The 26454-nt window shown below is 62.9% G+C and carries 28 protein-coding genes; 14 read left to right on the top strand and 14 right to left on the bottom strand.

Features of this window, described 5'->3' with window-relative positions:
- Positions 1–79: 79 nt before the first annotated feature.
- The gene (locus ACTJKM_RS04690; protein WP_058321281.1) at positions 80–292 is read right to left on the bottom strand and encodes a hypothetical protein; all 213 of its coding nucleotides are present in this window, start codon (positions 290–292) and stop codon (positions 80–82) included.
- On the bottom strand, positions 289–1098 hold the full coding sequence (locus ACTJKM_RS04685) for a DUF2092 domain-containing protein (protein WP_113514354.1): 810 nt from the start codon (positions 1096–1098) through the stop codon (positions 289–291). The genes ACTJKM_RS04690 and ACTJKM_RS04685 overlap by 4 nt, the downstream gene beginning before the upstream one ends.
- Positions 1099–1681: 583 nt before the next feature.
- On the opposite strand from ACTJKM_RS04685, the gene ACTJKM_RS04680 reads away from it, so the two are divergent.
- From ACTJKM_RS04680 to ACTJKM_RS04670, 3 genes are all read left to right on the top strand, one after another.
- Positions 1682–3460: an acetolactate synthase 3 large subunit gene (locus ACTJKM_RS04680; RefSeq protein ID WP_113514352.1), complete on the top strand. Its 1779-nt coding sequence runs from the start codon at positions 1682–1684 to the stop codon at positions 3458–3460.
- Positions 3461–3483: 23 nt separating this feature from the next.
- Positions 3484–4056 carry an acetolactate synthase small subunit gene (ilvN, locus tag ACTJKM_RS04675; protein WP_065374914.1) on the top strand — a complete coding sequence of 191 codons (573 nt, stop codon included), beginning with the start codon at positions 3484–3486 and terminating at the stop codon, positions 4054–4056.
- 432 nt (positions 4057–4488) lie between these two features.
- On the top strand, positions 4489–5517 hold the full coding sequence (locus ACTJKM_RS04670) for an NADP-dependent oxidoreductase (RefSeq protein WP_440659950.1): 1029 nt from the start codon (positions 4489–4491) through the stop codon (positions 5515–5517).
- 275 nt (positions 5518–5792) lie between these two features.
- Here ACTJKM_RS04670 and ACTJKM_RS04665 read toward each other — a convergent pair whose 3' ends face one another.
- Positions 5793–6137 (bottom strand): metalloregulator ArsR/SmtB family transcription factor, encoded by a 345-nt coding sequence (locus ACTJKM_RS04665; protein WP_057253609.1) that lies wholly within the window; start codon positions 6135–6137, stop codon positions 5793–5795.
- A 179-nt stretch (positions 6138–6316) separates the two neighbouring features.
- Here ACTJKM_RS04665 and ACTJKM_RS04660 point away from each other — a divergent pair, with 179 nt between their 5' ends.
- Positions 6317–7279 carry an acyl-CoA desaturase gene (locus ACTJKM_RS04660; RefSeq protein ID WP_440659948.1) on the top strand — a complete coding sequence of 321 codons (963 nt, stop codon included), beginning with the start codon at positions 6317–6319 and terminating at the stop codon, positions 7277–7279.
- Between the two features lie 20 nt (positions 7280–7299).
- Here ACTJKM_RS04660 and ACTJKM_RS04655 read toward each other — a convergent pair whose 3' ends face one another.
- Positions 7300–8145: an aldo/keto reductase gene (locus ACTJKM_RS04655; protein WP_113514348.1), complete on the bottom strand. Its 846-nt coding sequence runs from the start codon at positions 8143–8145 to the stop codon at positions 7300–7302.
- Between the two features lie 237 nt (positions 8146–8382).
- On the opposite strand from ACTJKM_RS04655, the gene ACTJKM_RS04650 reads away from it, so the two are divergent.
- On the top strand, positions 8383–8976 hold the full coding sequence (locus ACTJKM_RS04650) for a LysE family translocator (RefSeq protein ID WP_113514346.1): 594 nt from the start codon (positions 8383–8385) through the stop codon (positions 8974–8976).
- On the opposite strand, the gene ACTJKM_RS04645 is transcribed toward ACTJKM_RS04650, so the two are convergent.
- Together ACTJKM_RS04645 and ACTJKM_RS04640 are read right to left on the bottom strand one after the other, a co-directional pair.
- The gene (locus tag ACTJKM_RS04645; RefSeq protein WP_058321317.1) at positions 8968–9444 is read right to left on the bottom strand and encodes a DUF2269 family protein; all 477 of its coding nucleotides are present in this window, start codon (positions 9442–9444) and stop codon (positions 8968–8970) included. The genes ACTJKM_RS04650 and ACTJKM_RS04645 overlap by 9 nt on opposite strands.
- A 2-nt stretch (positions 9445–9446) precedes the next feature.
- Entirely contained in the window at positions 9447–10742 is a 1296-nt protein-coding gene (locus tag ACTJKM_RS04640) for an SDR family oxidoreductase (protein ID WP_113514344.1), read from the bottom strand.
- Positions 10743–10951: 209 nt separating this feature from the next.
- Between ACTJKM_RS04640 and nthA the strand changes: the two genes are divergently transcribed.
- From nthA to ACTJKM_RS04615, 5 genes are all read left to right on the top strand, one after another.
- Positions 10952–11590: a nitrile hydratase subunit alpha gene (gene nthA, locus ACTJKM_RS04635; protein ID WP_113514342.1), complete on the top strand. Its 639-nt coding sequence runs from the start codon at positions 10952–10954 to the stop codon at positions 11588–11590.
- Positions 11587–12246 (top strand): nitrile hydratase subunit beta, encoded by a 660-nt coding sequence (gene nthB, locus ACTJKM_RS04630; protein WP_440659946.1) that lies wholly within the window; start codon positions 11587–11589, stop codon positions 12244–12246. The genes nthA and nthB overlap by 4 nt, the downstream gene beginning before the upstream one ends.
- Positions 12233–12607: a nitrile hydratase accessory protein gene (locus tag ACTJKM_RS04625; protein ID WP_440659945.1), complete on the top strand. Its 375-nt coding sequence runs from the start codon at positions 12233–12235 to the stop codon at positions 12605–12607. Before nthB ends, ACTJKM_RS04625 begins: the two co-directional genes overlap by 14 nt.
- 233 nt (positions 12608–12840) lie before the next feature.
- On the top strand, positions 12841–13743 hold the full coding sequence (locus ACTJKM_RS04620) for a glycosyltransferase family 2 protein (RefSeq protein WP_440659944.1): 903 nt from the start codon (positions 12841–12843) through the stop codon (positions 13741–13743).
- Between the two features lie 30 nt (positions 13744–13773).
- Entirely contained in the window at positions 13774–14619 is an 846-nt protein-coding gene (locus ACTJKM_RS04615) for a glycosyltransferase family 2 protein (protein ID WP_113514336.1), read from the top strand.
- A gap of 21 nt (positions 14620–14640) precedes the next feature.
- Here ACTJKM_RS04615 and ACTJKM_RS04610 read toward each other — a convergent pair whose 3' ends face one another.
- The 4 genes from ACTJKM_RS04610 to ACTJKM_RS04595 form a co-directional block, all read right to left on the bottom strand.
- Positions 14641–15474, bottom strand: a complete 834-nt coding sequence (locus ACTJKM_RS04610; protein ID WP_113514334.1) for an anti-sigma factor family protein — start codon at positions 15472–15474, stop codon at positions 14641–14643.
- A complete protein-coding gene (locus ACTJKM_RS04605) occupies positions 15471–16025 on the bottom strand; it encodes an RNA polymerase sigma factor (RefSeq protein WP_057253630.1) in 555 nt (184 codons plus the stop codon). Before ACTJKM_RS04605 ends, ACTJKM_RS04610 begins: the two co-directional genes overlap by 4 nt.
- Positions 16009–16383, bottom strand: a complete 375-nt coding sequence (locus ACTJKM_RS04600; protein WP_058321292.1) for a COG4315 family predicted lipoprotein — start codon at positions 16381–16383, stop codon at positions 16009–16011. Before ACTJKM_RS04600 ends, ACTJKM_RS04605 begins: the two co-directional genes overlap by 17 nt.
- A gap of 255 nt (positions 16384–16638) precedes the next feature.
- Positions 16639–17622: a quinone oxidoreductase family protein gene (locus ACTJKM_RS04595; RefSeq protein WP_113514332.1), complete on the bottom strand. Its 984-nt coding sequence runs from the start codon at positions 17620–17622 to the stop codon at positions 16639–16641.
- A gap of 94 nt (positions 17623–17716) precedes the next feature.
- Here ACTJKM_RS04595 and ACTJKM_RS04590 point away from each other — a divergent pair, with 94 nt between their 5' ends.
- A complete protein-coding gene (locus ACTJKM_RS04590) occupies positions 17717–18601 on the top strand; it encodes a LysR family transcriptional regulator (RefSeq protein WP_110878486.1) in 885 nt (294 codons plus the stop codon).
- A gap of 12 nt (positions 18602–18613) precedes the next feature.
- Here the strand turns inward: ACTJKM_RS04590 and ACTJKM_RS04585 are convergent, their stop codons facing one another.
- Positions 18614–19702 (bottom strand): AbrB family transcriptional regulator, encoded by a 1089-nt coding sequence (locus tag ACTJKM_RS04585; RefSeq protein ID WP_440659941.1) that lies wholly within the window; start codon positions 19700–19702, stop codon positions 18614–18616.
- Between the two features lie 437 nt (positions 19703–20139).
- Here ACTJKM_RS04585 and ACTJKM_RS04580 point away from each other — a divergent pair, with 437 nt between their 5' ends.
- Both ACTJKM_RS04580 and ACTJKM_RS04575 read left to right on the top strand, forming a co-directional pair.
- Complete coding sequence (locus ACTJKM_RS04580) at positions 20140–21267, top strand: ATP-dependent DNA helicase (protein ID WP_057253637.1); 1128 nt, start codon at positions 20140–20142, stop codon at positions 21265–21267.
- Between the two features lie 25 nt (positions 21268–21292).
- Positions 21293–21799 (top strand): hypothetical protein, encoded by a 507-nt coding sequence (locus tag ACTJKM_RS04575; RefSeq protein ID WP_162764780.1) that lies wholly within the window; start codon positions 21293–21295, stop codon positions 21797–21799.
- Positions 21800–21988: 189 nt separating this feature from the next.
- On the opposite strand, the gene ACTJKM_RS04570 is transcribed toward ACTJKM_RS04575, so the two are convergent.
- The 3 genes from ACTJKM_RS04570 to ACTJKM_RS04560 form a co-directional block, all read right to left on the bottom strand.
- Positions 21989–22663 carry an MnmC family methyltransferase gene (locus ACTJKM_RS04570; RefSeq protein ID WP_057253641.1) on the bottom strand — a complete coding sequence of 225 codons (675 nt, stop codon included), beginning with the start codon at positions 22661–22663 and terminating at the stop codon, positions 21989–21991.
- Between the two features lie 197 nt (positions 22664–22860).
- Positions 22861–23538, bottom strand: a complete 678-nt coding sequence (locus ACTJKM_RS04565; protein ID WP_057253643.1) for a MerR family transcriptional regulator — start codon at positions 23536–23538, stop codon at positions 22861–22863.
- 582 nt (positions 23539–24120) lie between these two features.
- The gene (locus ACTJKM_RS04560) at positions 24121–25233 is read right to left on the bottom strand and encodes a hypothetical protein (protein WP_440659940.1); all 1113 of its coding nucleotides are present in this window, start codon (positions 25231–25233) and stop codon (positions 24121–24123) included.
- A 449-nt stretch (positions 25234–25682) separates the two neighbouring features.
- Between ACTJKM_RS04560 and ACTJKM_RS04555 the strand changes: the two genes are divergently transcribed.
- Positions 25683–26435, top strand: coding sequence for a pyridoxine 5'-phosphate synthase (locus ACTJKM_RS04555; protein ID WP_113514324.1), 753 nt, complete (start codon positions 25683–25685; stop codon positions 26433–26435).
- The last annotated feature ends 19 nt before the right edge of the window (positions 26436–26454 follow it).

Genomic DNA, 26454 nt, shown 5'->3' with positions numbered 1-26454 from the left:
TACGATTAAAGGAAACATGCAGTAGCTGCACGTCTTGATCACCCGACCATAGGAGCGCATTGAGCTTCTCGGCTGCGATTTAGCAGTAGTAGACGCCAACTGCGCAGCGGCGCACGGTGCGCCGCGCCACTCCGGCCACGCTGACCGGCGTAAGTGGACGCCCGACCCTGGCCTCGGCTATCGAGACGAAACTGTACGAACTCAACGCTGGAATGCGCTCCGCCGCTTGCAGTCCTGGAAAGCCGACGATGCCGGCGAGCAGCACAATTCTCAATTTCTTTGACACGGTCATTGGCCGCCTCCTATGGCCAGATGGCCGGGCAGTTCATCAATATCGATGAGTTCCTTCGGATCGACCTTCTTTGCGTTGGTCTCGTTCTTGAAGCCGAAATTGTCAGCAGCAACTTCACTGCCGGTCTTCCAGTCCCTGGTCTGGACGCTGTATTGCGGTGCTTGGTCAAGCTGATTGCTGGTGATGACATACCGGCAGGGATAGGGGCGCTCGCCCTGAGCGATCCAGATCTGCCAATCGATCTCCTTGGTGCGAAATGCCAGATGATCGCATTCGGTGCCGCCGATTACGCCGCTGCCGAGGTCCTTTACGTCAACAACGTCGGTCATCAGCACATCGTAGACATTCGACAGAAGCAGATCGGCGCCGGGCATGGGCTTCTGGAGCTTTTCCCGCAACTCGTCGACGAGCTGGTCCAGCGTGCCGGTCTTCTCGACCTCGGTATAGAGATTGGCGTCCTTGCCGAGAACCGTGAGAGTCTTGCCGTCGAAGATCATCTCGACATTGGCGAAGCCGCCAGTGCGCGTCGCACGAATCTTGTCGGGCCGGGTGAGATCGATCGTTCCAGAACTCGCCAATTGGAGCTTCTGGTGATCCTTGGTAACAACCTCGAGATTAGTATCATAACCAAAAGATATGGTCTTCTGCGCCGCCAAATAGTCGGACATGGCCTTGAGCAGGCTCTTGGCCTCAGCATCCCCGGCCTTCGCGCCTGAAGGTGTTCCCATGCCAACGATTAATGCCAATACCGCAGCCGACACCGTCGCGGTGGAACGCACCACCGCTTTCTGCACAAGCTTCACCATCTGATTGTTCTCCCTCTATGCCGCACTTGGCTTACATGAGGTCGCCTCCCGGCAGCGAGCGCTCCGAGGGTGGCGATCAATGGCAGACAAATGATCGCACGGAAATCCACCTCGCGCGCTTGAGATGGATACCGCGCGCCGAAACGTACGCTTGCAATCGGAAGTCACGGATACTAGCAGGTTAATCAAATAGTGTCGACGCGATTGCAAGGCCGCTGCGCCGGCGTTCTGATCGGCGCGCGACAGGCTGACATGATCTGGTGCCGGAATGAGCCGCTTCGGCACCTTGCCGCCTGGTTTTCTCAACCGGCCACGGGTCGGGCGCCCCGGCTTGCGCAACAATGTTCCGCGCGGAAGCCCGATCGTGTAACTAAAAGCCGTTGACGCCTTGGGCTTTTGTGGTTATCAACTCGGCCCATGAAAAATTTCGCGGTTATTCTTGTGGTGGGACGGCGCATGGGCAGGATGGTGTAACCATCCGGCGGTAGCCACCCATGCGCTGAACGAGGCTCCTGACGGGGCCTTTTTTTATGCCTTCAAACAAGCTAAGCACCCAACTGGGAAAAGGGACGGAAGCAAGTCAATGAGCGGTACAGAAAACCAGATGACAGGCGCGGAGATCGTTCTCCAGGCACTGAGAGACAACGGCGTCGAGCATATCTTCGGCTATCCGGGCGGCGCCGTGCTTCCGATCTACGACGAAATCCACCAGCAGGACGATATCCAGCACATCCTCGTTCGCCACGAGCAGGGCGCCGGCCACATGGCCGAAGGCTATGCCCGCTCCACCGGCAAGGTCGGCGTCATGCTGGTCACCTCCGGCCCGGGCGCCACCAATGCGGTGACGCCGCTGCAGGACGCGCTGATGGATTCCATCCCGCTCGTCTGCATCTCCGGCCAGGTTCCGACCTCGCTGATCGGCTCCGACGCCTTCCAGGAATGCGACACCGTCGGCATCACCCGGCCGTGCACCAAGCACAACTGGCTGGTCAAGGACGTCAACGATCTCGCCCGCATCATCCATGAGGCCTTCCGCGTTGCCCAGTCCGGCCGCCCGGGCCCGGTCGTCGTCGATATCCCGAAGGACATCCAGTTTGCGACCGGCACCTATACGCCTCCATCAGCCGTTCCGACCCAGAAGAGCTACCAGCCGAAGAAGCAAGGCGATCTGAAGAAGATCGAGGAAGCGGTCGAACTGATGCGCAATGCGCGCCAGCCGATCATCTATTCCGGCGGCGGCGTCATCAATTCCGGTCCGGAAGCCTCGCATCTGCTGCGCGAGCTGGTCGAACTGACCGGCTTCCCGATAACCTCGACGCTGATGGGCCTCGGCGCCTATCCGGCCTCCGGCAAGGCCTGGCTCGGCATGCTCGGCATGCACGGCACCTACGAAGCCAACATGGCGATGCATGACTGCGACGTCATGATCTGCATCGGCGCCCGCTTCGACGACCGTATCACCGGCCGCCTCAACGCGTTTTCGCCGAACTCGAAGAAGATCCACATCGACATCGACCCGTCGTCGATCAACAAGAACGTGCGCGTCGACGTGCCGATCCTCGGCGATGTCGGCACGGTTCTGGAAGACATGGTTCGCCTGTGGCGCGCCGCTTCCAAGAGCGCCGACAAGGCCCGTCTCTCCGACTGGTGGGAGACGATCACCAAGTGGCGCGCCCGCAACTCGCTCGCCTATGCGCCGAACGACGACGTCATCATGCCGCAATACGCGATCCAGCGGCTCTTTGAGCTGAGCAAGGGCCGCGACACCTACATCACGACGGAAGTCGGCCAGCACCAGATGTGGGCGGCCCAGTTCTTCGGCTTCGAACAGCCGAACCGCTGGATGACCTCGGGTGGTCTCGGCACCATGGGCTATGGCTTCCCGGCTGCCATCGGCGTCCAGGTCGCGCATCCGAACAGCCTCGTCGTCGACATCGCCGGCGACGCGTCGATCCAGATGTGCATCCAGGAAATGTCCTGCGCGGTCCAGTACGGCCTGCCGGTCAAGATCTTCATCCTCAACAACCAGTACATGGGCATGGTGCGGCAATGGCAGCAGCTCTTGCACGGCAACCGCCTGTCGCACTCCTACACCGAGGCGATGCCTGACTTCGTCAAGCTGGCGGAAGCCTATGGCGGCGTCGGCATCCGCTGCGACAAGCCGAGCGAGCTCGACGCTGCGATCCGCCAGATGATCGACACGCCGGCACCGGTCATCTTCGATTGCCGCGTTGCCAATCTCGCCAACTGCTTCCCGATGATCCCCTCGGGCAAGGCTCACAACGAGATGCTGTTGCCCGACGAAGCCACGGACGAAGCGGTCGCCAATGCGATCGACGCCAAGGGCCGTCAGCTCGTCTGAGATAGGTAGAGGAACCAACTGACATGAACGCACACCTTCAACCGACCGGCTCCGCCTATTTCATCGCCAAGGAGACCGAGCTCGCCGAAACCCACACGCTTTCGGTCCTCGTCGACAACGAGCCGGGCGTCCTTGCCCGCGTCATCGGCCTGTTCTCCGGCCGCGGCTACAACATCGAAAGCCTCACGGTTTCGGAAACGGAACACGAGGCGCACCTGTCGCGCATCACCATCGTGACGCGCGGCACGCCGCATGTGCTCGACCAGATCAAGAACCAGCTCGAACGGCTGGTGCCGGTCCACCGCGTCGTCGACCTGACGGTGCGCGCCGCAAGCCTCGGCCACGACCGGCCGATCGAGCGGGAACTGGCACTCGTCAAGGTGCACGGCTCGGGCGACCACCGGGTCGAGGCCCTGCGTCTCGCCGACGCCTTCCGTGCCTCAGTCATCGACGCCAACATCGATCACTTCGTCTTCGAGATCACCGGCAAGCCGTCGAAGATCGAGCAGTTCATCGCCATCATGAAGCCACTCGGCCTCATCGAAGTCTGCCGCACGGGTATTGCGGCCATGAACCGCGGCCCGCAGGGCATGTGATAGTCGCAGCGGGCGAGGGGCTCACCCGGCCCTGCGCCCGTTTCTGGCTCGCACACGCCAAGCTAGGGCGGGCCCCATGTTTCGCGCCGGGGCTGCCCTCAGGCTCCTTGCTGAGATTATCCCTCACCCTTCGCCGGGACTGCCCCTCACCCTAGCCCTCTCCCCGCAGGCGGGGAGAGGGGACTGTCGCCGCGCGTGCCGAACGTTTTTTGATCTCCAAAAGCCATAGTTGCAGGTAGCGTCGGGTGTTTTTACGCAGGGCGTCGCCGCGCGTGTCCTTCGCCCCGCAGGCGGGGAGAAGGTGGCCGGCAGGCCGGATGAGGGGCAGGCGGAGCCTCGATGGAAGCCGCCGGAAGCCACGCGCTGTTGACTTCGCCGGTATTTCTCGCCGACTAATCGCCGACAAAACAAGCAATATCAGGCGGCGGGGTCATGTTCATGCAGATGCGGGCGTTTGTTCTGACGCGATACGGCGGTCCTGATGCTGCCGAGCTGCGTGACGTGCCGCGTCCGCGACCGGCGCGCGGCGAGGTGCTTGTCCGGGTGCATGCCGCAGGACTTAATCCTGTCGACTACAAGACGCGCGAAGGGATGCTCAAAGTCGTCCAGCGCTATCCGTTGCCTGTTGTCATGGGCAACGAACTTGCCGGCGTCGTCGAGGCGCTGGGAGAAGACGTCACGTCCTTCACGCCGGGAGATCGTGTCTTTGCGCGTATGCCCAAGGAGGCCATGGGCGGCTTGGCCGAGTATGCGGTCGTGCCTGAACAGTTTCTGGCAAAGATGCCCGCATCGATCGATTTCAACACGGCAGCCGGCGTGCCGCTTGCCGGCCTCACGGCCTTACAGGCGCTGCGCGACGAGCTTCATGTGGACCAAGGCAGCCGGATCTTCATACCCGGCGGCGCCGGCGGCGTCGGCACCTTCGCGATCCAGCTGGCGACATGGCTGGGGGCGGAGGTGACGACCACGGCGTCGCCGCGTGGCCGTGCACTTGTCGAAGAGCTCGGCGCGCACGTGGTGATCGACTACACGACAGAACGGTTCGAGGAGCAGTTGCGCGACATGGACGGCGCCTTCGATCTGGTTGGCGGCGAAACGCTCATGAAGTCGTTCGGCGTGGTCAAGCGCGGCGGCAAAGTGGTTTCCATCGCCGGCATGCCCGAGCCTGAAACCGCGCGCAAGGATCTCGGCCGTGGCCTGTTCCTGAGGTCGCTTTTCTGGCTTGCATCCTACCGGATCCGCGCCGTCGCCAGGAAACATGGCGTCTCCTACCGTTATCTTTTCATGCATCCGAGCGGTGCCGAACTTGCCGAGCTCGCCGATCTCATCGAGACCAAGGCGATCAGGCCCGTCATCGACCGCGTGTTTCCGCTCAAGGATGTAGCGCAAGCCTTTGCCTATCTGGAATCCGGCCACGCCAAGGGCAAGGTGGTGGTGGAGATCGGGAGTCGCTCCGGCTGACCCAAGTCTGCCGCAACGGCATCGCCGCCATGAACCGCGGCCCGTAGGGACTATGATTTCCAGCGTGGGTTACGCGGGCTGCCGCCCCCTGACAGCCCCTCACCCTAGCCCTCTCCCCGCAGGCGGGGAGAGGGGACGCGGTTGTGCGCTGACCGCCCGGAGTTCTTTCAGGGACGAGCAGGACGCCAACGGTTTTGTTGGGGCGAGCGGGCGCGGCGATTTCCTTCTCCCCGCAGGCGGGGAGAAGGTGGCCGTCAGGCCGGATGAGGGCTGTCCTACTTTGACTTCGCCTTGGCTTCGCTCTCCCGCTTGAGGGGCCGGCTGACGGGGCAGACCTCCTGAGCAAAACCATTCAGCGTGTTGATCAGATTGTTGGTCACGATCGTGTAGTGAACGAACTGGCCGCGCTTTTCCTTGGCGATCAGGCCGGCGTTCTCCAGCACCGTCAGATGTTGCGACACCGAGGGCTTGCTCATGTTGAAGCGCTCGGCGATCTCGCCCGCCGTCAGGCTGGAGGCCGAGAGATAGGCCAGTATCTTGCGCCGGTGCAGCGACGACAAGGCGTTGAACACACGTTGCGCCGATCCGCCTGCATCAGGGTTGAGCGTGTCGTCGTTCACAAGATCTCCTTTGTCGCCGGCAGGTCGGCCAATAGGTAATTAGGATATTGCCTAAATACCTATTGGTAGGTAAATATGTAATTAGTTTATTTCCTAAATAACTTCTGCGCCGGTTGTTTTCAACCGGGTCCTTCAGTGTTGCCTGAAAAACTGGTCGTGACTTCGCTACGGAGGGTGCCATGGATGTCGTGTCGACTGGCAGAATGATCGCGCAACCCGGCAGCGACCCGGTGAATGGCCGGGTCGTCTGGGTTCCGGGCAAGTCGCTCTGGATCTCCGGAATGACGCTCGTGGCCGTCATCGGTGCGCCAATGACGTTTTCGGTGGACGCCCTTGTGGTCTTCATCGTTCTGACGGCCCTTACCATCTGCCTCGGCCATTCGGTTGGCATGCACCGGCTGCTGATCCACCGCTCCTTTGAAGCGCCGCTCTGGCTCGAGCGCATCCTCGTCACCTTCGGTGTGCTTGTCGGCATGGCCGGGCCGTTCGGCATGATCTACGCCCATGACATTCGCGATTGGGCGCAGCGCCAGCAGGCCTGCCACGATCTCTTCGCGCACCGCCGACCTTTCCTTCAGGACGCCTTCTGGCAGATGCATTGCGTGGTCGCGCTCGATCATCCGCCGCGATTTATCATTGAAGACCGTGTCGCGCAGGATCGGTTCTATCGCTTCCTTGAAGTGACATGGATGCTGCAGCAGGCGCCGTTGGCGCTGGTGCTTTTCGTCTTCGGTGGCATTTCCTGGGTGATCTGGGGTGTGGCGGTCCGTGTTTCCGTCTCGCTCATAGGGCATTGGCTGGTCGGTCACTTCGCCCATCGCGGCGGCGAGCAGGGGTGGCGCGTCGATGGCGTCGCGGTGCAGGGCTACAACCTGCCGCGTTTCGGTCTGGTGACCTTCGGTGAAGCCTATCACGGCAACCACCACGCCTTTCCGGAATCCGCCAGGCTCGGGATCGAGGACGGGCAGATCGATCTGGGCTGGTGGTTCATCCGCCTGCTTTCGCGCCTGGGGCTGGCTTCGGCGATCAAGCTGCCGTCCAATACGCGACGACGCGCCGGTCTCAGACGCATCGTTGCAAGTCTGGAAGGACTGACCGGCCAGAGAAAGGCCTGTCCGGTCCTGCGCGCGTTGCTGCGGTAATGCTTAAGCTGGCGGCTGGTTTAGATCATCTCCAATGATCGCTTGCGCTTCGGCGGCGGGAAGGCGCGGTCGAGGTCGCCGAGGTCTTCCGCCGTCAGGTGAATGTCCATCGCGTCGCGGTTTTCTCGGGCGCGGTCCGCCGAACCGGTCTTGGGGATCGAGATCACGCCGGGACGGGTTTTGAGGAAGGCAAGCGCGATCTGCGATGGCGTCGCCTGATGCGCCTTGGCGATGTGGATGAGATCCGGATGGCGGAGCAGCCGGCCTTCGTCGAGCGGCGAATAGGCCATGATCGCGATGCCACGCTTTTGACACCAGGGCAAAAGATCGAACTCGATGCCGCGGCGCGAGAGATTGTAGAGCACCTGGTTGACCGCGACGTTCTTTCCGTCCGGCACCGACAACAGTTCCTCCATGTCGTCGACGTCGAAATTCGACACGCCCCAGGCGCTGATCTTGCCGGCCTTTTTCAGCGCCTCGAAGGCGGCGACGGTTTCGGCGAGTGGATAGCCGCCGCGCCAGTGCAGGAGATAGAGGTCGATATGGTCGATGCCGAGATGCTTCAGGCTGCGTTCGCAGGCGGCTTCGGTGCCGTTCCGGCTGGCATTCGACGGCAGCACCTTGCTGACGACGAAGGCCTCGTTGCGGCGCCCGCTGACCGCTTCGCCGACGATGCGCTCCGAGGCGCCATTGCCGTACATCTCCGCGGTGTCGATCAGCGTCATGCCGAGATCGAGGCCAAGCTGCAGGCTCTTCACTTCATCGTTCTTGCGCGACGGCGCGTCGCCCATGCGCCACGTGCCTTGCCCAAGCACGGGGATCTGGCGGCCATCGGATAGCGTGGTTGTCGGGATCGGGTCGTGCATCGGGCTCTCCTCGCAGGCGTATAGGTGGACCGGCGGTTGTTCTGTCCGATCGGCAATCTAGCGCAAAGCATCGCGCTTTCGAGCCCACGCCCTCGGGCAAAGCAGTATCGCGCTGCAGGCGGCTAATTTCGCGCAAGGTCGATGAGATGGCCGTCGTCAATTTGTCACCATGACAAGTTCGCGACTGGTGCCGGTCAATAGGTCAATTATGTTGACCCAATTGAGCCGGAGGAAACCATGCAGGCCGATACGCTTCTGGCGTTGTTTTTGTTTGCGTTCACCACATCGATCACGCCGGGACCGAACAACATGATGCTGTTCGCATCGGGCGTGAATTTCGGCTTCGTGCGTACCGTTCCGCATATGCTGGGCATCGGTGCCGGCTTCTTCCTGCTCCTGATCGCCGTCGGCTTCGGTCTCGGCGCGCTGCTCCACTCCGTGCCGCTGCTCTACACGGCATTGAAATTCGCAGGCGGCGCCTATCTCGTCTGGATCGCCTGGAAGATCGGCACCTCGCGTTCGCTCGGCGAAGGCAAGGCCGGCGCCAATCCGATGACCTTCCTGCAGGCCGCCGCCTTCCAATGGGTCAACCCCAAGGCCTGGGTCATGGCGGTCTCGGCCATGGCGACCTATACCAGCAGCGACAGCTACCTGTTCAGCGTGCTGGTCGTCGGTCTGGTCTTCGCGCTGGTCAATGTGCCGAGCGTTTCCACCTGGGCAGGCTTCGGCTCGGCGCTCCGCCAATGGCTGTCGGAGCCGTCGCGGCTCAAGTGGTTCAACATCACCATGGCGGTACTGCTCGTCGTCAGCCTCTGGCCGATGCTAAAATAGTGCGAATTGCGGCTTGGTGAGCATCAGCCAGAAGATGCCGGTCACGGCCAGGAAGGCCGGGAAACCGCAGGCAAACCAGATGGCGTAGAGCCGGTCGAATTCCTGTGGCAGCGACGCACCGTTTGCCGTTGCAAGACGGGCAAGATCGCGCAGCCGCAACTGGATCCAGACGACCGGGAGCCAGAAGAGACCGGTGACCACATAGAGGATCAGCGACAACACGATCCAGCCTTCCGTCAGCGACCAGCCGATGCTCGTCGCCAGCAGATAGCCGGTGATTGGCTGTATCAGCACGGCCGTGGCGGTGAAGACCGTATCGGCGATGACCACCGTTCCGGCGACATGGGCGATCAATCGTGCATCGCGGGTGCGCCGGGCCATCAGCATGAAGAAGGCGATGCCTGCGCCGGTGCCGAAGAGCACGGCGGCGCCGATCACATGGGCAAGGCGCAGCACATCTTCGAGCAGCATCAGCGTTCATCCAGAATGGCAAGCGTCGCAAGTGTGGCGAGGATCGAAGGCAGGACCTTGACGAGCGGTCCGAGCGGTTCGGCCCAGAGTGCGGGTTCGACGAGGCTTGCTGTGGCGAGATAACCGAAAATCAGCGCGAGCATGCCCAGCAGCGCACGCTTCGCCAAGGGGCGGACGAGGACGGAAATGCCAAGGGCGATATCGGCAAGGCAGGTTGCAAGCGTCATCGCCGTGGCCGGGCCATCGGTGAGAAACCGCAGGAAATGCTGCCGAGCAGCGTCGAAGGCAAAAAGCGGTATCAGTCCGGACAGCAGCCAGAAGAGCGAAAGCCCGACGACCATCAGCGGCTTCAGCAGGTAGAGCCGGGCGAACCAGAGATCCTGAACGCCCGATGGATTGGCTGAAAGGCTCTGGCGGGCGGACAGGAACGGGCCGGGGGCTCGGGGCCAACCCGCGGCAGAAACGCCGCCGGCCATCACCGAAATTGCTGTCGAGCGCAGCGGCGAACGCCAGCCAAGCCTGCCGGCGATATCGGCAAGGAAACCGACGGGTGCTGCAAGTGCTGCGGGCAACGAGACGGTTCTGGCGGCGGGCAGGCCAAGCCACTCACGGTGCAGTGCCACGAGTTCGCCAAGCGTCGGCGGTGTCTCGTCGCCAAGCACGAGATCGCTTCCTTCGGGCATCAGCCCGGCAACAGCCGCGCTGACGGCCTCTGCAACATCGCTCATGGCGACCGTTTCGACGCGTGACCCCACATGCACGAGCGGGATGGCGAAGGGCAGGGCGGCAAGGGCACGCAGCAGGGCCGAACCGCCATGGGCGTTGCGGCCAAGCACCAGCGCCGGGCGAAGGATGACATGCGCGATGCCGCTTGCCGCGAGCGCCGTGTCGGCACGGAACTTGGTGGCCAGGAAGGCGCTGTCGCTGCCGGCGCCGCCCAATGACGCTGAGATCTGGGGTGCGGAGATCTGGACGATCCGCACCGGCGATGCCTTCGCAGCCGCATAAAGCGCCAGCATCGCCGTCTCCTGGGTCGCACCGACATCATCGGCCAAACCATCCTGCAACGCGCCGGCGCAGTTGACGATGACGTCATGGGCCTCGACCAACCCTCGCCAGTTGCTGGCAGCGCGCATGTCGGCGAGGTCGGCCGTGAACCATTGCGCCTGCGGCCGTTTCAGCCGCGCGCTCGCGACATGGCGGCCGAGGCCGGTTACCATGTGTCCGTCGCTGACAAGACGATCGAGTAGGGTCGAGCCGATGAAGCCGGTGGCGCCGAGAATCAGAACCTTCATGCGGCTAGAACAGCGGAGGCGGTTGCGCGCGAAAGCATCATGTATCGTCAAAGTTTAGTCGCGGCCGGACTTGTTACGGTGACAATTCTGGTCGCCGGTCGCTGATGAATTCGATTTCGAATCCGGATCTCATCAGCTACCACTATCGCGCGAGTGAGGAGGCAGCGCCGTCTGCGCCCGAGGGGTGCGCCGTTGCGAGGAGCCAGGCAATGTCCGAACACCATCATGGTCACGATCACGACCATCATCACCATGACAACCATTTCACCGACATGGAAGCGCGGGTGAAGGCGCTGGAAACGGTGCTGACCGAGAAGGGGCTGATCGATCCGGCGGCGATCGACGCGATCGTCGAGACCTATGAGACGAAGATCGGCCCGCGCAACGGTGCCCGCGTGGTGGCCAAGGCCTGGGTCGATCCCGATTTTGCCGAGTGGCTGAAGCGCGATGCGACCGAAGCGATCGCCAGCCTCGGCTATACCGGCCGGCAGGGCGAGCATATGCGCGCCGTGTTCAATACGGCCGAGACCCATAACCTCGTCGTCTGCACGCTCTGCTCCTGTTATCCCTGGTCCGTGCTCGGCCTGCCGCCGGTCTGGTACAAGGCGCCGCCCTATCGCTCGCGCGCGGTCATCGATCCGCGCGGGGTGCTCCAGGAGTTCGGTCTGATCTTGCCGGAGACAACGCGCATCCGCGTCTGGGACTCGACGGCGGAGCTGCGCTATCTGGTGATCCCAGAGCGTCCGGCCGATACCGACGGTTTCAGCGAGGAGGAACTCGCGGGGCTGGTGACGCGCGATGCCATGATCGGCACGGGGCTCGGGCTTTCCGGGGAGACGCTTCGATGAACGGTCCGCACGATCTCGGCGGCGCGCACGGCCTCGGCCCCGTGGCGCCGGAAAAGGACGAGCCCTATTTCCACGGCGAATGGGAGAAGCGGGCGCTGGGGGTCACGCTCTCCTGCGGCGCGTTCGGCGCCTGGACGATCGACGAAAGCCGGCATGCGCGCGAAAGCCTGCCGCCGGCGACCTATCTTTCGGCGAGCTACTACGAGATCTGGACCCGCGCGCTGGAGACCCTGCTCAAACGCCATGGTTTTGTAAGTCAGGCCGAGCTCGATGGCGGCCACAGGCTGGAGCCGGGTGCGAGCCCGAAGCGGGTGCTGAAGGCCGACATGGTGGCTGCCGTTCTGGCCAAGGGCGGGCCTTGCGACCGCCCGGTCGAAGGATTGCCGCGCTTTGCTGCCGGCGACCCGGTGAAGACGAAGAATTTCAATCCGGAGACCCACACGCGGCTGCCGCGCTACGCCCGCGCCAAGCTCGGCCGGGTGGAGACGGTGCAGGGCTTCTTCGTTTTCCCTGATGACAACGCCCATGGTCGCGGCGAAAATCCGCAATGGGTCTATACCGTCGTCTTCGATGGGCCCGAGATCTGGGGCGAGGGCGCCGACCCGACGCTGACGGTCTCGATCGATGCCTGGGAGAGCTACCTTGAACACGTGTAAGGTGGTCTCGCCGCTCATAGCCTCGGCCGAACTGCCGAAATCGCCGGAGGGCGATCCGGTCTTCGCCGAGCCCTGGCAGGCGAATGCGTTTGCTATGACCGTGCGCCTGCACGAAAGGGGCGTGTTCTCCTGGCCGGAATGGGCCGAGGCGCTTTCGGCCGAGCTTTACAAGCCTGGCCGCAAGGCGGATGCCAGCGACTACTACGATTGCTGGGTAGCCGCGCTCTCGCGCCTCGTCACCGAGCTCTCGATCGCGTCTGGCCGTGAGCTGGAGCACCTGACGCTGAGCTGGCAGCGGGCGGCGGAAGCGACGCCGCACGGGCAGCCGATCCTGCTCGCCAACGATCCTGAGCGGCCCTGATTTCGAAGGCTCCGATCGGCAGGATTTTCGCAAGTTGATCGCAGACGGTTTTTCACGTAGAGGCTGCTAATCTAAACGATCTGGAGCTTGCCGTGGGCGAAACGCGATATCCTTTTTCCTCCATGGAGGCGGCGGCGGAGATGTTCAGAAGAACGCCGCTCGAGCGCCTCAGCACATGGCTGGAAACGAAAAGGATGGCCCGGCGGGAGAGGAAAAAGAGACGCCGGCACGCGTTGACGTGCCTGAGCGCACGGGGGCCGGCGACCCTGTCGCCCGACGATATCCCGTTGATGTTCATCACCCACAACGACCTCAAGCTGATGCCGTCGTTCCTGGCGCATTACCGCAAGCTCGGGGTGACACGCTTCATCTGCATCGACGACGTCTCGTCCGACGGCACGCGCGAGTATCTGGTGGCACAACCGGACGTCGACGTCTGGTCGTCCATCGTCCGCTTCAAGGAGGCGCGGCGCGGGCGCGAATGGCGGGAAACGCTGTTCGAGCGCTATGGCACCGGCCGATGGTACGTCAATGTCGATTCCGACGAGTATCTCGTCTATGACGGCTATGAGGAACGCGGACTGAAGTGGCTCATTCCGGCGCTGGAGCGCATGGGCGCCCGCCGCATGCTCGCCCCCATGCTCGACATGTATCCGGTCGATCTCGAGCGCGCCGACGTTGAGAAGCTGGAGCAACAGGCCCCCTGGGAGATTGCCGATCATTTCGATGCCACCGGCTACGTCATGCATGCGATGAAGCGGGCCTTCAGCGTCAAGGGTGGGCCGCGCTATCGCAAGTTCGGAACCGACCTGGAGATGGTCAAGTATCCGCTGTTGTTCTGGGACGGCGAGTGCTGCTTCGGGCCCAGCATCCATCAGCCCTTGCCCTATGACCGGAATTTTCCGGCCGCCATGGGCGTACTGCTGCATTTCAAGTTCTTTGCCGATTATGCCGAGGTCGTCGATGCGGCCGCGGCAGGCGGGCAGTATTTCGATGCCTCCGCCGTCTATGTGAAGATCAAGGAGAACATAACAAACGCCGGCGGTCTGCAATTGACCTCGGATGTTTCGGTGCGCTTCACCGGATCGAGGCAACTGCTGGATCTCGGATTTATAACGCGGCTTGAGCGCGCCTGAAGCGCGGCTCGGCGAATGTCTGGAGTGAGAATGGAGAAGGCGAAACTCGTCGTTCTGTTTCCGGTCTTCAATGGTGCGAAGACCTTGGAAAAGTGCCTGCAGTGCATTGCGGATCAGGATTTCAGGGATTTTCGCGCCATCATCGTCGAGAACAGGTCGACCGATGGTTCGCTGGAGATCGCCAAGGCTTTCGCGGCCAAGGATCCCCGTTTCGAGGTTCTCGAAAACGAGGTCCATCTCAACGCTGACGAAAACTTCCTCAAGTGCTTCCACCTCGGCACTGAGCTTGGCGAATATTTCTGCCTCAGGGCCTGCGACGACTTTTCGACGCTCGACTACCTGTCGCGCCTCGTCGCCGCCCTGGACGCGGATAAGACCAAGTTGCTCGGGGTTTCGGACGTCAGGCGCATCAACAACGGCAAGGGACGCCTTGCCAGCCCCAACCGCGACGTCTTCAATTTTGCCCAGCGCGTGCGCGACGGCAACATCCCGCGCAATCTGAGCTATCCGTCCGAATGGGTCTACGGCATCTATCGGTCGCAAGGCAGCCTGGAGATCCTGCTCCGGCGCTATGCCGAGTTCAGCTATCCCTGGACCGGCGCCTCCTACATCGTCACGGAGTTCGTGGTGCGCGATCTCGTCGCCTATGTGGAGGGGCCCGAGTTCCATTTCATCGAGGGTTCGGGATCGGTTCAGCGCTATGGCGCCAAGACCTTCCGGCAGAAGTTTGCCCAGCGCTGGGAGTACACCGTCGGCTGCTACCGGCTGAAGGACAAGCTGCCGCCGATGTCGCCGTGGACAAAGTTCCTGCTGTTCCGGATGTTCTGGAACGACGCGCGTCGCAAGACCCGCTACAAGCTGCTCGGCTTTTTCTGATCGGGCGGAGGCNCCGCGACCTTAACTTCCCGTCGCCTCGCTCTTGTCGAACTGGCGGTAGCATTCGTCGGCCACCTGCTGCAGCAGGCTGCGCGGCACCTCGCCGGTGACGGCGTAGCCGATCGGGCCGTCGATCCAGTAGAAGGTCTCGACGCCGTCGACGCTGTCGATACGGAAACTGGTCTCGCGGTTGTCGTCGTTCCGGCCGAGAAGCACGGTGAGCCTGCGTCCGGTGCCGTCCTCATACATGAACATCGCACCCGCCTTGCCATTGACCGGCAGCAACCGGCCGCCGACCAGCGAGAAGCCGAGCGAGGAGAGATCGGGGATCGACAGCGGATGTTCGAGGCGTTTTCCGAGCCAGGTGGCGAGATGGCTCTGCTCGTCGGCGCCCACTTCGACGGCGTGGCGCACTTCGCTGGCATAGACCAGGAAGGCTGATTGCGCCTGCCGCGGCAAGCTGTCGGCGGTCTCGATCGATTGGTTGCCGCCATCGGCAGAAATCAGAGATGGCGCGTAGAGGCCGGTCAGCGCGCCCGCGGCAAACAGGGCGAGACCGGCGGCGATGGCGCGCAGACGGCCGGTGGCGGATCGCTTGCCCTTGTCCGGGTCCGATTGCGGAAGATCGTTGCGGCTTTTCGATAGCAGGGCGCGGTCGTTTGTGTCGCTGTGGGCGTAGCCGGCGAAGAGCGCACGAAGGTCCACCGCCTGCGCCTGCCATTGCCGGACTTCTTCGGCGCGGGCGGGGTTGCTCTCCAGCCATTGCTCGATCCGTTCGCGTTCCCGTGGGGTCACGAAACCGTCGACATAGGCGTGCAGGTCGTCTTCGGAGACGGTGTTGAGATCTTCCGTCATTTCGGTCTCCGCATGCTGATCACATTGTCGTCCTTCATGGCTTCGGCAAGCTGGCGCCGGGCGCGTGAGAGCCGCGACATCACGGTGCCGATTGGAATGGCCATCATCTCGGCCACGTCCTGGTAGCGGTATCCCTCGATCACCACGAGCATCAGCACCGAGCGGTTTTCCGAGGAAAGGCCGTTCAGCGCCCGTTCGAGCTTGGAGCGTTCGAGCGGGTCGCTTTCGCGGTTCTCCGCCTCGAGCCCCAGATCCTCCTCCAGCGCCACCTGCGGGTGCATGGAGAGGTAGCGGTGCCGGTTGCGGCCGAGATTGGTCATGATGGTGAAGGCCCAGGCGCGCAGGTTGACGCCGCGCCATTGCGCGCGGCGCGAAAGCACCTTCTCCACGCAATCCTGCAACAGGTCCTCGCCATCCGGATCCGAGCGCACGAGGCTGCGGGCATAGCGCCTCAGCGCTGGCACCAGAGCCAGCACGTCCTCTTCGAACCGGTCGGATGCGGGGTTTTCGGCCCCCGCATCCGCATTGCCGCCATTACGGCTTTGCGACATCCCATTCGCCCTTCACGCCATCACCGGTAATGTCACCCATCTTCTTGTCCTTGACGAAGAAATAGAGCGGCATGCCATCTTTGGCCCACTGTTTCTTGCCGTCCTTGCGCTCGACGACCGTATAGGCGCCTTCGGCCTTGGCGCTGGCTTCCGCCAGGAAGGGCGGCCAGTTCTTGGCGCAATTGTCGTAGCAGCTGGACACGCCGCCATGGTCGTCCTTGTAGGTATAGAGCGTCATACCGTTTTCCCCGGCCAGTACCTTGCCCTTGGCCGATTCGACTTCCTTGACCGGCGGCGCGGCGAAGGCCGTGGCGCTGGCGGCAAGGAGCATGGCGATCGTCAATGGAAACGTTCTCATGGCACTTGTCCTTCCTCAAGATGGTTTTCGTATCCGGAAACGGGCGGATGCCTCCTCGTCCCGTTCCGCAAGAGCCGCAAGCTTGCAGATCCAACCGTGAGACACGGTGCGCGGGGGATTTATTCCCGGAAAACTGGTGGCTGTTTCGGTTCCTCCATTTCGCTGCCGGAACCGACGCAAACGAAGCGACCGGCCGCGCGATTGGCAATCGCGCAGCCGGCAAAAGGACGGTGATTTGCTGGAAGCAGCCCCTGTTCAGGGCAGCAGAACCACGGACCCGGTCGTGCGCCGGGCCTCCAGGTCCTCGTGCGCCTTGCGCGCTTCAGACAGCGGATAGGTGGTGATGGCGGAGGCGCGAACGATCCCTGCCTCAATCGCGCCAAACAGGTCTCGCGCCGCCGTCTCGTATTCCCTTCGGTCTGCGGTGTAATGCGCGATCGAAGGGCGGGTAACATAGAGCGAACCCTTGGCCGCAAGTAAGGAGACGTCAAGCGGCGGCACCGGGCCGGAGGAGGCGCCGAACGAAACCAGCGTGCCGCGCGGGCGCAGGCAATCGAGCGATTCGGCGAAGGTTTCGGCGCCGACGGAATCATAAACAACATCGACGCCCTGGCCGCCGGTGATCTCGGCGACACGCGCCCGAAAATCCTCCTCGGTATAGAGGATCACATGATCGCAGCCGTTGGCGCGGGCGATCTCGGCCTTTTCGGCGGAGCTGACCGTGCCGATGGTGGTTGCTCCGAGGTGCTTCAGCCACTGGCAGGCGATCGAGCCGACGCCGCCGGCCGCCGCATGAAACAGCACCGTGTCGCCGCGTTTCACCGGAAAACAGCGGCGGATCAGATACTCGACCGTCAGCCCCTTGAAGACGAGTGCTGCGACCTCAAGGCTGTCGAGCGCGTCGGGCAGCGCCAGCGCCCGTGCGGCGGGCAGGTTGCGGTGGGTGGCATAGGCACCGGGCGGACCGCCGACATAGGCGATACGTTGGTCGACAGCAAAGCCCACCACCTCTTCACCAAGTGCCGTGACGACGCCGACGCCTTCGACGCCGAGGCCGCTTGGCAGCGGGAGGGGGGCGGTGCCGCGGCGATGATAGATGTCGATGTAATTGACGCCGATCGCGAGGTGGCGGATCTGGATCTCGCCGGGCGCGGGGTCGGCCAGCGTCTCGGCTTTGAAAGCGAGCACCTCTGGCGCGCCAAATTCGGAAAATTGGAAGGCTTCAGTCTCGATCGCCATGCTGCTCTCCAAGGGATTTCGCGGAATCTGCTTGATTTTTCAGCGTCGGTCGAGAAACCTTTGCGCAAACCGATTTTCCAAAAATGGAAAGCAAATGGACTGGAATGATCTGAAGTTCTTTCTGGCCGTCGCCAATGCGCGGTCGTTGAGTGCCGCGTCGGCCAGGCTCGGTGTGAGCGCATCGACCGTGTCGCGCCGGATCGAGGCACTGGAAGCGGCGTTGCAGGTTAAGCTCTTCCGGCCCCATCGCGACGGTTATGACCTGACGCCCGCCGGCGAAGACTTGGTGGCGCCGGCTGAGCGCGCCGAGGCGCAGATGCGCGTCTTCGAGCGCACCGCGCGCGAGAAGGACAGCGATCTCGCCGGGCCGGTCCGTATCGACGTGCCGGAACTGCTCGGGCAGGAGGTGTTGTTGCCCGAGCTGGCGGGGCTCTTGCAAAGCCATCCGGAAATCCGCCTTGAGATGCATTCGAGCGTCCGGCCGGTGCGCCTGATCGGAGAGGAGGCGGATATCGTGCTGCGCCTCGTCCGGCCGCAGCAGGGCAATTATCGTCAGCGCAAGATCGGCTCTCTCGCCTTCGGCCTCTATGCAGCACCCAGCTACCTTGAACGCCACGGTACGCCAGGTACGCCGGCTGACCTCTACCGCCACCGGGTGATCGGCTGGAGCGAGGAGTTGAGTTACCTGATCATGGTGGCCTGGGTCGAAAGGCTCTGCCCCGGTCTCCAGCCGTCGATGTGTCTCACCTCCCTCGGTGCGCAGATGGCGGCGGTGAAAAACGGGCTCGGGCTCGCCGTGTTGCCTGCCTTTGCGGTCCAGTCGGCAGGGTTCGTGCCTCTGCTGCCGGAGGTGCCGCCCTTGGCCCCGGATCTCTGGATGCTGGTCCATGAACAGGCGGCGGAACTGCCGCGCGTGCGGTTGGTGAAGGAAGCGGTCATCACAGCGCTGGCGCGCTTCAAGGTGCGGCCGGGCGTGTAGATCCCGAGTGGCTCAAGCCCGGTCGGCGACGAAGCGGGCGAGGGCTGGACCGATCATGGTGATGATCAGAAGGCGGGCGGTCTGCAGCGCCATGACGAAGGAAAGGTCGACATTGCTCGAGGCGGCAATGACCGCGATCGAATCGAGCCCGCCGGGGCTGGTGGCGAGATAGGCGGTCAGCGGATCGATGCCGACGACCTTGATCAGGAGCACCGCGAGCAGACCCGAGAAGGAGATCAGCACGATAATCGAGATGACCGTCGGCACCAGCGCGCGGCGCGCGTGGATGAGGATCTGGCGGGTGAAGCCCAGGCCGATGTTCCAGCCGAGAGCCGCAAAACAGAGCGCCAGCAGCCATTGCGGCAGCACCGTGGTCGTGACTCCGGTGACGTTCAGCACGGCCCCGACGAGGAAGGGCAGCAGGAAGGCGCCGGCGGGCACGCGCAGGAAGCGACCGGTAAGGGCTGCGGCAAGTCCGAAGGCGATCGTCTCCAGGAAGAGCAAGCCGTCGATCGGCGCGAACCAGTGCGTGGTCTGCTCGGCTTCGGCACCAGTAACCCACATATGCGCCACGACCGTTGCTGTGCTGGCGACGAAGATCACGCGCAGATATTGCATGAAGGCGACGAGGCGGGCATCGGCGCCATAGGCATCGGCCATCAAAAGCATAGTCGAGGCGGCACCGGCCGACGAGCCCCAGATTGCCGTCGTGCCCGGCAGGATGCGCATGCGGGTGATCACCCAGCCGCACAGCGTGCTGACGGCGATGACCGAAAGGATGACGGCGAGGAACAGCGGCCAGTTACCGGAGAAGGTCACGAGCATGCCCGGCGTCATGGCGCCGGCGATCATCATCGCCAGGATGAACTGCACGCAGAAGAAGAGCTGGCGGGGCAGGCGGATCGTCCCGCCGTTCATGCCGACGAGAACGGCGCCGAGCATCGGGCCCATCAGCAGGCCTGCCGGAAGGCCGATGAATTCGAAGAACGAGGCGAGCACGACCGAGATTGCCGAAAGCAGGCACCATTGCAGCCACGGCGCCAGCCGTCCGATGCCGACCTTTTCCGGAGAGGACGCGGCTTTGGGCTTGTCGGTCGTCACGGGCATTCTCCGGCATGACCCCGAAAAGGCGGAACAGCCGTTCGTGGCCTGCCTCGACGGGCTTCGAGCGATGGTCGTCACCAGCAGGATCGCGGCGCCATCAATGTCCCGCTCGTTAGCAACAATGCGGCGTTGCATTCAAGGGGCACGGCAAGAAAGTGCCACAGCTGCCGTCGGCCGGAAACAAGGGGAGCGATGTCGCCATACTTGCCGGGAAGGCTCGCAGCTGTGTGACGAACGCGAGTTGTGAGAAAAAAACGTGAACAAAAGGTCCCTGGCCCGGGTAGCTCGACAGATGGGTTCAGCCGAAAAGATATTGATTTTGCATGGCAATTTCGTGAATTGTCGCGGAGTGCCCGCCAACCTTCCGTCACAGGGGCCGCGCAGCCCATAAATCCGGGCTTGCGTGTGCCGCCCGAATCCTGACACTCAGCCCCATGCAGTTCGCACCGCAACAGGATGAGGCCCTCAAGGCCGTTTCGCAGTGGCTGAAAGAGGGCCGCTCGCCGCTCTTCCGGCTGTTCGGCTATGCCGGCACCGGCAAGACGACGCTGGCCCGGCACTTTGCCGAACATGTCGATGGCGACGTGCTGTTTGCCGCCTTCACCGGCAAGGCCGCGCAGGTGCTGCGCTCCAAGGGTGCCAGCAACGCCAAGACCATCCACTCGCTGATCTATCGTCCGCGCGGCGAGGAGGAGGTTTCCGATGAGGAAACCGGCAAGACCTCGATCGCGCCGATGTTTGCGATCAACCGCCAGAGCCCGGTCGCCAAGGCCGCGCTGATCATCGTCGACGAATGCTCGATGGTGGACGAGGCGCTCGGCAAGGACCTGATGAGCTTCGGCACGCCGATCCTGGTGCTCGGCGATCCCGGCCAGCTGCCGCCGGTCTCCGGTGGCGGCTACTTCACCAACCAGGAGCCGGATTATCTGCTGACCGACATCCATCGTCAGGCGCGCGACAATCCGATCATCCAGCTCGCCATGCAGGTGCGCGAAGGCAACGAGATCATGCATGGCGACTACGGCACCACGCAGGTGATCGGTCGCGGGCAGGTGAACCAGGAGCTGGTGCTGGAAGCGGATCAGGTGCTTGTCGGCACCAACAAGACCCGCCGGCGCTACAATCAGCGCCTGCGCGAACTCAAGGGCTTCACCAGCGACTATCCGCAGTCCGGCGACAAGCTCGTCTGCCTCAGGAACGATCCGGCCAAAGGCCTGCTCAACGGTTCGCTGTGGCAGGTGATGAGCTCGTCGAAGGAAACGGTGAAGCCGGGCATCAACCTGATGATCCGGCCCGAAGACGACGACATGGATCGCGGTGCCGCCAAGATCAAGCTGTTGAAGGCGGCCTTCGAGGATGTCGAGGGCGAGATCCCCTGGACGACGCGCAAGCGCTACGACGAGTTCGACTACGGCTATGCGCTGACGGTGCATAAGGCGCAGGGCTCGCAGTGGAACAACGTCGTTTTGTTCGACGAGAGCTGGGCCTTCCGCGATACGCGGGAACGCTGGCTCTACACCGCGATTACCCGCGCGGCGGAGCGACTGACGATCGTTCGCTAAGGGCGGCTACGGAAGGGGTGCGACGTTGCCGATCAACAGGATCATCGTGTCGAGGCCTTTTGTCAGCATAGTGGACGCGATTTCGGCTGGCGGATACAACCCGTTTCTCTGCCAAGCGACACGTGGATTCCGCACCGCCCTGTTTGCTGCTAATATCATAGCTTCACCACCGGTTGTGGAGGGCAAAATGTCTCGGGCTCGCTTCCTTTCCGTCGCCGCATTCTCAATAGGCTTTGCAACGACGATCCACGCAGCGCCTATCAACATGACAAACAGTCCGTCCTGGACCAGCCCCACCGCTGCAAATCCATCGGACCTGGTTCTGGTGGCAGAGACCAAGAAGCCGCTGGTGAAATCGCCGTCGGTCAAGGCTGGAGCAACCGGCCCACAGACCACGGTCGGCTCTGCTGAACTGACTGCCCAGGAATGTGAGCGCGTTGGCGGTGTCGTGACGGGCAACGGTGACCCTAACTGCAAATCGAACCAGCGGTGCAAGACGACGCTGAGCAACGGCGACATCCGCTCGGTATGAATCGACGAAGCAAATTAGGCTCACCAGTCCGGGCTTTTGACCTACTGCATGTCTTTGTCCTTAAATCGAGCTCGATTTAAGGACAAAGACATGCAGAAAATCAAAGTGCTACAGCGACCTTTGCGCGTCTGATAAGACGCGCGGCGCTGTAGGCGGCAAGCTGGATAAGGCCGGCCGCATAACGGACGATTATCGCTTGGTCGCCATCCACAGCACGTGGCGCGCACCGCCACGCTTGCCATTGGCGCGCACATTGACCTCGTCGGTGGCAAAGCCGACCTCACGCAATCGCCGCGTAAAAGCGCTGTCCGGCGCCGAGGACCAGACGGCAAGCACGCCGCTGGGCCGCAGCGCCGCCTGGGCGGCGCGAAGCCCGGTATGGCTGTAAAGGCTGTCGTTGGAGGGGCGCGTCAATCCGTCCGGGCCATTGTCGACATCGAGCAGGATGGCATCGTAAGCGGCCTTCTTCGAGCGGATCAGCGCGCCGACATCGCCGACATGGATATCGACGCGGGGATCGTCGAGCGTGCCCTTGTGGAGGTCCGCCATCGGCCCGCGCGCCCAGTCGACGACGGCCGGCACGAGCTCTGCGACGACGACGCTGGCATCGTCCGGCAGCACGGCGAGGGCCGCCCGCAATGTGAACCCCATGCCGAGACCGCCGATCAGCATGCTGATGTTCTTGCCGCCGGCGATGCGCTCGTAGGCGAGCGTCGCCAGCGCCTCTTCCGAGCCGCTCAGCCGGCTGTTCATTAGTTCGGTCGAGCCGAGCATGATGGAAAATTCTTGGCCGCGCTGCTTCAGGCGCAACTCGTCGCCGTCTCCGGGAATGGTGGCGCGGTCTAGCTGGATCCAGGGAAGCATCGGGATATCTCACTCATGTCGTTTCAGCGCCTCGTAACATGAGCGCGGCGTCGAAGACATCCCATTGTCGACGATCCCGGGAGAATCGCCGGCAAACCGGCGGTATGGCCGGCTACCGGACAGGCTTTGGCCGTGCCGCCTCCAGACGCGCTGACACGTCTCCAGGCGAAGACGAAAACCGCCGTAAGGTGCTTCGGTTACTCCGCCGAGATCATTCCGGCGAGTACGGCCTTGGCGATTGCCTGGAAGCGGTTGTTGGCGCCGAACTTGCGGATGATGCCGGCTTCGAGCGTGAGCGCCGCGGCGACGTCCATCTCCATCAGGCCGGCGATGCGCGGGGCCGGATAACCGTCGGCCATGAAGGTCAGACACTCGCTCTCGATCGGGGAAAGGTGGACATGGTCATCTTCATCGGTCGCGGTACCGCTGCCATCGCTGCTTTCGAGCAGCTCGGTGATGCGCTGCATCTGGCGGCGCAGGTTCGCCTGCTGGGCGGCAAGTTCCCGGCGCCGCGCCAGTAGCGCCTCGCGAAACAACTGGTCGGCGTCTGCCTGTTCTTCGGTGCCGGCAAGGCCGGTCAAAAGCTCCAGGATGGCGGCGATCGGCATGTCGATCTCGCGGCAGGCGTTGATGACAGCCATGCGGCGGATGTGTTCTTCGTTGTAAACCCGCATCGGCCCCATGCGCGCGGCGGTCAGAAGGCCTTTCTCCTCGTAGAAATGCAGGGTGCGGTGGGTGACGCCGAAGGCATCGGCCATGTCGGCGATCGCCAGCGGGGCCGTCGGATCATGATGGGGAAGGGGAAGGATGGGCAGGAAGCCGACGCGTTCGGGCGCGGCGAGCATGCCTTCGTATTTCCAGTGGTCTCGCGGCATATCGATTGTCCCCGGTCTACAGGCCGCGCCTATCCGGCGCGTTGTCTCTGTAACGTTTGATTTTCCGCATATTTGACCTGAATCGAGGCCGACCCAGGGTGTAACAGTCCGCGTCCGGAAGCGGCGGCGATCACCGGGTCTCATAGGTGCGGACCGCGTCCGCGTGCTGAGGCACTCGTTGATCGACAACGACAATGCCTGCTGCTCGGCTGGGGCATCCCGCGTGGACCACGCGGTTCTACTCAGGACTTCGATGCTTGCCTGACGAGCAACCAGGCATCCATTCCCAACGCATGCGTGCACCGTATACGCGAATCAAATATATGACCAGTCCTTAATATTGGTAGGCTGACGCCCGTTTTCCCCGACTGGAGGGGCCGCTGCCACTGCATGGTTTCCTACTGCCTGTCTCCTTGAATCGACCTCGATTTAAGGACCAAGACATGCAGAAAATCAAAGGGCTACAGCGACCTTTGCGCGTCTGATAAGACGCGCGGCGCTGTGGGCCGATCCAGGAAAACATGCAGTGATTCAAAGCGTTACGGTGAGCTTGCCGCGTCCTCGAAGATGCGGCGCACGCGGTCAGTGGCCGATGACCTTGAGCGGGCTGTTGGAGCTCAGGATGAACAGCGGTTCGTCCCCGCGCAACGGCGACAGCTTCTGCTGGCAGGACCAGGCTTCCTCGAAGGCACCCCGGGTCAGGTGCTTGCGATAGCGCTGGGTAGCGGCCATGCAGCCCATGAGGGGGCTTTCGATCTGCTCCTGGCGGGCGTGTTCGTAGATCTCGCCGTCGAGCGAAAACAGTTCCGACGCCAGCGACATGCTCTCGTAAAGCAGGTCCGGCTCGGACGCGAGCCGCTTCCAGGTGATGAAGTCCTGGCGCAGGGGCACGTTCTCGCCATCATGGGAGAGAGTGACGCGGATGCCCTGCGCCGGCGCATCGTACCAGGTCACCTGCACGGTGAAGGACAGGGCGGAATTGCGCGAAACGGGGCGACCGGTGTCGCCGTCAGTGGCGCGGGCCAGCGTCTTGTGGCGCTGGGCCGCAAGGCGAAGCGCCGTGGCAAACGCTTTTGCATCGTCGTTTTCGGCGCCCGCCATCTTCACCTGAACCGAGGGCAGTACCCGTTCGGTCGCGTGGCGCGCGTTGAAGAGTTTTGCCTGCGCGTCGATGTCCAGCGTCATTTCCTGCGAGGGCATCGGCGCGAAAAGGAGCAGCGGCAGCACGGTCAGCACCGAGAGTGGCGACGAGAAGGGCGCCGGCGGCCAGGCGGGCCGGTGCCCGGCAAAGCGCCGCTTCGTCAGTTTCGGCTGGCGGGGCGAGCTTGCGGCCTGATGCTCTTCCTCGTTGCGGGCGCGCTGGTACTCCGGAACATAGGTTCCCTTGGGAATGGCGATCCGCCATTCCTCGTCGGCACCGTCGCCCTCGTAGAAAGCCTTGAGCAGCTTGCGCAATTTGCCGGCGTGCACCCGCACGAGCGGGTCGCTGTCGGCGTTGAAAGCCTGGGGCCGGTCGAAGACGTCGATCGCGATCGAGTAGCCCTTGAGCTGATGGCCTTCGCCGGCCATCTCCTTCTCGACCACATAGGTGAGGAAGGCCCTGAGGCGCTCTGAACGCGCGAAAGCCTTGCTTTCGAGGATACGACGGAGGGCCCGTCGAATCGTCTCGTCGCAGGGTCTTTCGACCGTCGTCATCCGTTCTTGCTCCAGTGTCATGTGAACTAAAATCTATGAAATGCGATCGCGGCGCGGGCTGGGCCATTCGATCTGATTCGGAAAGTTAAGCCCTAAAAAGGTGGTTGTCAGGGTAGTAGACGCCAAATTTGAGTTTTTTCTGAAATAAACGTAAAAATTGCGCCGGTTCTCCCTGTGGCGGATGGTAGCGGAAGTCCAGTCGGCCATTTTCGCCGTTCGTGATTGAGTCTTCCCGCATATTAGAGACGCCGATTGTCAAGACTTGGTCAAGACAAGGCGGGCAAACGAACCGCGCGCAAACGTCGCATCGCTCCCCTGCGACCTCCTTGGAATTGCTGCATAATCGGACCTCAAACTGTTTTCGGTTTCAGCAATTATGCAGTAGAACATTGCAACCACATTGCCTGCGTCTGGGCCCGCCTTGGGCCCGCTTTCTGGAAAGTTCAGACATGCCTGCAAAACTGTCCGTGAATCTGAATGCCGTCGCAATGCTCCGCAACCGGCGCGATCTGCCGTGGCCCTCCGTCACCGCGCTTGGCCGCATCGCGCTCGAAACGGGGGCTGCCGGTCTCACCGTGCATCCGCGACCCGACCAGCGCCACGTCCGCTTCAGCGATCTGCAGCCGATCCGCGACCTGATCGACCAGGCGTTTCCGGAGACGGAATTCAACATGGAAGGCTATCCGAACGAGGAATTCCTCGGCCTCGTGGAGATGCATCGGCCGGAGCAGGTGACACTGGTGCCCGACGATCCGGCGCAGGCGACCTCGGACCACGGCTGGGATTTCCGCAAGAACCACAACCTGCTCGGCAATGTCGTCGGCCGGCTGAAGAAGAAGGGTTTTCGCGTTTCGCTGTTTGCCGATGGCGACGAGGATACGGAGGCCTTGCGGATTGCCAAGGAAACCGGCGCCGATCGCATCGAACTCTACACCGGCCCCTATGGCGGTTGCTATGACGACCCGGACAAGGCGGAGAAGATCGCCGCCGAACTTGGCCGCACGGCTGCGATTGCCGCAAGCCTCGGGCTCGACGTCAATGCCGGGCACGACCTGACGGTGGCCAACCTGCCGCTGCTCGCAAGGCACATCCCCAACCTTGCCGAAGTCTCGATCGGTCACGGCCTGACGGCCGATGCGCTGGAATACGGTATGGCCGAAACGGTGCGCCGCTTCCGCCGCGCCTGCGGGCAGGAGGTCTGAGGCGACATCTGCGCCTTAG

Origin of the sequence: Ensifer sp. 22460, from assembly GCF_052044935.1 — a bacterium.
Classification (GTDB): domain Bacteria; phylum Pseudomonadota; class Alphaproteobacteria; order Rhizobiales; family Rhizobiaceae; genus Ensifer.
Note: the sequence above shows the minus strand (reverse complement) of the source record. Positions and strands in the feature narration are given on the sequence as shown.